7 protein-coding genes and 2 pseudogenes are annotated in these 3811 nt (G+C 65.7%); 3 read left to right on the plus strand and 6 right to left on the minus strand.

All coding sequences use genetic code 11. The features are described from left to right. A pseudogene (locus tag ACOJVU_RS11635) lies at positions 1-186 on the plus strand (IS1380 family transposase); the annotation flags it as partial. A 110-nt stretch (positions 187-296) separates the two neighbouring features. Here ACOJVU_RS11635 and ACOJVU_RS11640 read toward each other — a convergent pair. From ACOJVU_RS11640 to ACOJVU_RS11660, 5 genes are all read right to left on the minus strand, one after another. Then, positions 297-677: a thiol-disulfide oxidoreductase DCC family protein gene (locus ACOJVU_RS11640; protein ID WP_421529931.1), complete on the minus strand. Its 381-nt coding sequence runs from the start codon at positions 675-677 to the stop codon at positions 297-299. Positions 678-789: 112 nt separating this feature from the next. Next, complete coding sequence (locus ACOJVU_RS11645) at positions 790-1158, minus strand: STAS domain-containing protein (RefSeq protein WP_421529932.1); 369 nt, start codon at positions 1156-1158, stop codon at positions 790-792. A 293-nt stretch (positions 1159-1451) separates the two neighbouring features. After that, positions 1452-1643, minus strand: a complete 192-nt coding sequence (locus tag ACOJVU_RS11650) for a hypothetical protein (RefSeq protein ID WP_421529933.1) — start codon at positions 1641-1643, stop codon at positions 1452-1454. 69 nt (positions 1644-1712) lie between these two features. Continuing rightward, the gene (locus ACOJVU_RS11655) at positions 1713-2111 is read right to left on the minus strand and encodes a nucleotidyl transferase AbiEii/AbiGii toxin family protein (RefSeq protein WP_421529934.1); all 399 of its coding nucleotides are present in this window, start codon (positions 2109-2111) and stop codon (positions 1713-1715) included. A 31-nt stretch (positions 2112-2142) separates the two neighbouring features. Beyond that, a complete protein-coding gene (locus ACOJVU_RS11660) occupies positions 2143-2634 on the minus strand; it encodes a helix-turn-helix domain-containing protein (protein ID WP_421529936.1) in 492 nt (163 codons plus the stop codon). A 110-nt stretch (positions 2635-2744) separates the two neighbouring features. Between ACOJVU_RS11660 and ACOJVU_RS11665 the strand changes: the two genes are divergently transcribed. Both ACOJVU_RS11665 and ACOJVU_RS11670 read left to right on the plus strand, forming a co-directional pair. Continuing rightward, positions 2745-2981, plus strand: coding sequence for a type II toxin-antitoxin system prevent-host-death family antitoxin (locus ACOJVU_RS11665; protein ID WP_343709563.1), 237 nt, complete (start codon positions 2745-2747; stop codon positions 2979-2981). Between the two features lie 20 nt (positions 2982-3001). Beyond that, the gene (locus ACOJVU_RS11670) at positions 3002-3172 is read left to right on the plus strand and encodes a hypothetical protein (RefSeq protein ID WP_421529935.1); all 171 of its coding nucleotides are present in this window, start codon (positions 3002-3004) and stop codon (positions 3170-3172) included. Between the two features lie 10 nt (positions 3173-3182). On the opposite strand, the pseudogene ACOJVU_RS11675 reads toward ACOJVU_RS11670, so the two are convergent. Then, a pseudogene (locus tag ACOJVU_RS11675) lies at positions 3183-3811 on the minus strand (RNA-guided endonuclease TnpB family protein); the annotation flags it as partial.

Raw genomic sequence — 3811 nt, forward strand, 5'->3', positions numbered from 1 at the left:
GCCGAGGCCAGGCTGCGCAGCGGCAAGGCCGCCTCCGGGCGCGCGGCCGCCTCCCAGATCACGGTGGCCATCGGCACCGCCCGCGCCTGCGGGGCCGATGGGGCGATCATGGTGCGCGGCGACTCGGCGTTCGGCACCAAGAAGGTGATCACCACGTGCGTGGCCCAAGGTGCCGAATTCTCCCTGTCGGTCGGCTGCGAGGGCGTCCGACGAGGTCGGGACGAATCAGATGAGCCTGGACCAGCCCGATTGAGCATCAAAGTCGTTGCACACCAACGCTTTCGATTACTATCGGTTCACCCGCAGCGTTGCGGGTCGGACTCGCACAGCGGCGTCACCCCACCGAAGCGGTAGCGATGCGCGGCGATCCAGCGGTAGGCGGCCTCCTGCGCGACCCCGAAACCGGGAATCCGGTAGACCCACAACGGCACCGGTTTCCCCAGTGCCGCGGACACGGCCGCGCTGACGGCACGGGCGCCCGCGGCCACCGCACCCGTGGCGTCCAGCCAATACACCGATTCGGGCGGCCGGTCGCCGGGAACACCCAGACGGTCGGCCATGCCCGGAGCCTGAAAGGGTTCGATGCGGACCCGGCCATGCCGGTCGAGGCGGGCCAGCCGCCCCGCCGCCCGGGTGCACATGCCGCACCGCCCGTCGAAAACCAGGATGCCGTCCATGACCCGGAGTCTATGCGGCGCCGCCCCGGCGGGTGGCGTCCACACAACGCCTCGCGGCACACGACGCGGCAACGGGCAGCGGCGTCGGTCGCGATTGGAACCCGCGGTCGTTTCAGCGGTTGAGCGTGCCGTCGCGCATCGCGGTCAGCGCGTCGTCCAGACTTGCATACAGCGGGAACGTCCTGTCCAGACCGGTCAGACTGATCGGCCGCCGGGTTGCCGGGCCCCGCGCGACCACGCCGAAGCCGGCGGACGTGCCGAGCTTCTCGTAGGTCGCGGCGAGAATCTTCAGCCCCACCGAACCGAGGAACTCCACCGCGGAAAGGTCGATGACCAGCGCCGCCGGCCCTCCGGCGAGCACCGCCTCGACGGCTCGTTCCAGAGCCGGAGCGGTGACCAAATCGATCTCGCCGCTCACGCTGACCACGGACACGCCACCATGGTCCGCAACCGTCGCGGTAATCGAATCAGGAGCAGGCAATGGCGATCCTTCGTCCTTGAGGCCATGACTATGGTGCCAGCGTAGCCTCCCGCACGAACAGCGAGGATACTACGGCACCATCACACCGTTCCTCAGCACCCAGCGAAGCCGGGTTTTGTTCTGCGGTGCGGCCCGAACGGTTTTGGCCGCTGGCGGTTACCGCCGGTCCTGCCCGATTCAGTGCCATCTGCGGTGCTGCGGGCACAATCGCTGGTTTCACCTCCGTGTTCTACCGTCATTTTCAGCGACGGCATCGTCGCCATCGAAAGTGCCGCGCAACTCCCGAAGTGCTTTTAAGGGATCAGCGGAAGCAGGTGCTTGATGCGATCCCACAGGTACGCCTTGGCTACGTCGTGCATCTGCAACTCACGCATGCAGTTGTCGAGGCGGTGCGGATTGTCTCGCAGGTAGTCGATAGCGCTGACGAGGTCGTTGACCACGGCCGACCGGTATGCGTGCCCTGCCTTGACGATTGCTCGATTCAAGAGTTCCTGCCCGGGCTCCATCATCGCGAGATCGATGATGTCGCGGCTGAACGTGGACGCGTCAGCCCATCAATCAGAGTTGGCCAACAGCTTGCTGGACGCCATATCGAGGGCGGTCAACGTCAGGATCCCACAGATGCTGTCACCCGAATCCGGTTCCTGCAGCTCGATGCGAGCTTCGCGAATAATCTCGAACTTGATCGGTTCTCCGTCGACGTCGAGCACGGTCCTAATGCCATATTGATCGGCGATGACGGGGCGCAGGGTCGGGATCGGGAGCTTTGTCAGGGCGTTGAATCCCTCCGGTCCACGTAATCGTTCGCGAAGCTCGGCGTATCCAGACCCATCGGAGATGAGCAGGTCGATGTCCCGTGATTCGCGGTACTCGCCGTAGCGCAGCGAAATCGCGGTCCCGCCCCCGAAATAGCAGCTTGAATCGGCGAGGAGTTCGGCGTCGAGTGCCTCCAACACACGGGCGATTCGCATGTGGTGAGCGCGGCTAAACAAGCAAAACTCCCCCGCTGTATCTGTCGGCTAGCCGCTGAACGAGCGCACATTCGTCGTCGCTCATCGTGTCGCGGTCGACATGGCGCCAATTGCGCTCGTACATCCGCAGCGCGTCAATGCCGGGAAGCTCGGTATCGGCATGGAGCTGCCATGCGATGGCCTGCAGCTGTGGATAGTCGCCCACGCGAACCGGGTCCTCCGACGGCTCGTCTCGGACCGGCCGGCGGTGAACCTGCGCTGGTTTGCTGAGCGCCAGCTGCAGCCCCAGAGCGGCCGCGGCGTTCATATAGGCCCCGACCGTTACCGACGGTGAGCCGGATTCGATGCGATGCAGGGTGACGCGGGACATCCCGGCTGCTTCGGCGGTGGTCGCGGCGCTGATGCCTAGTTCCTTTCGTCGCCGGCGAAGCTCGTCACCGATTTCAGCCAGTGCACCGTCGGTGTGCAGGGATGTATCGGGACTCCTCGCCGGCATGTATCTCATTCTATACAACGCTGCGAGTGTCGTATCCGCCCGGCGCGATCTCGGTGAGCCGGTACAGAGCCGCACGCGCTGGGCTGTCACCGCCGTATCACCGGTGACACATTTATTGCATGGACACGGTGACGGTGCGCGATCTCCGGAACAACGGAGGGGCAGTCCTGCGCCGCGTCGAGCACGGCGAACGCATCGTCGTCACTCGCGACGGTGCGCCGGTGGCTGAGCTCCGCCCCCTGCCCCGACCCAGCGCCGGCCCAGCCGAACTCATTCGGCGCCGCAAGAATCTTCCGCAGGTAAGCCCAGATACGCTCCGGCGCGACATCGACAATCTGATCGACCCGTCGCTGTGATCGAAGCTTCGAGCCAAGGGATGCTGGACACCTCGACGGTGATCCTCCTCGGCCAGATATCCGACCCATCCGAGCTTCCTGACGAATCGGTGATCAGCGCGATAACGCTCGCCGAACTTTCCGTAGGTCCACACCTAGCGCGCGACGATACCGAGCGCAGTGCCCGCCAGCAGCCCGTTGCAAGTGAGTGATCTTTAGTGGTCACGCGACTTGCACCCCGTCTCGGGGTTGTTCGGCAGCCTTGTGGCTGCGTCCCTTCCGCGCTTCACAGCCACCTGCCCGGCTGGGCCGCGTCTTACGGTCGGCTCCACGCTTGACGGCGGCCCCAACTGGGTCGACGACGCTAACTGTGTCCTCGTAGCGTGCGAGGTTGATCGCGGCGTTGTCGTCACGCTGGTGACGCGCCGAGCAGACATCGCATTGCCAGTGTTCGTCCCAGCCGATGTCCTGAACATGCCGGCAGGCATGGCGGGTTTTGCTCGACGGGAACCACCGGTCGGCGACCACCAGCGCCGACCCGGACCAGCCCGTCTCATACGACAGGTGCCGGCGCGGTGGCACCCAGGGCCGCATCGGACAGACCGCGCCGCCGGGCACGCGCCCCCGGCAACCCTTTTTGCCGCAGCATCCCCGCCGCGTCCAAACCTTCGACAACGATGCGGCCGTGGGTCTTGGCCAACCGTGTCGTCAGGACGTGCAGGTGATGGGTGCGGACTTCGTTGACCCGGCGATGCAGCCGGGACATCTCGGTGCTGCGCTCCCGGTAGCGCCGTGAGCCTTTCACGCAACGCGATCGGGCACGGCACACGTGCCGCAGCTCGCGCAAAGCA

The sequence above is a fragment of the Mycobacterium sp. THU-M104 genome, from assembly GCF_049197365.1.
Classification (GTDB): Bacteria; Actinomycetota; Actinomycetes; order Mycobacteriales; family Mycobacteriaceae; genus Mycobacterium.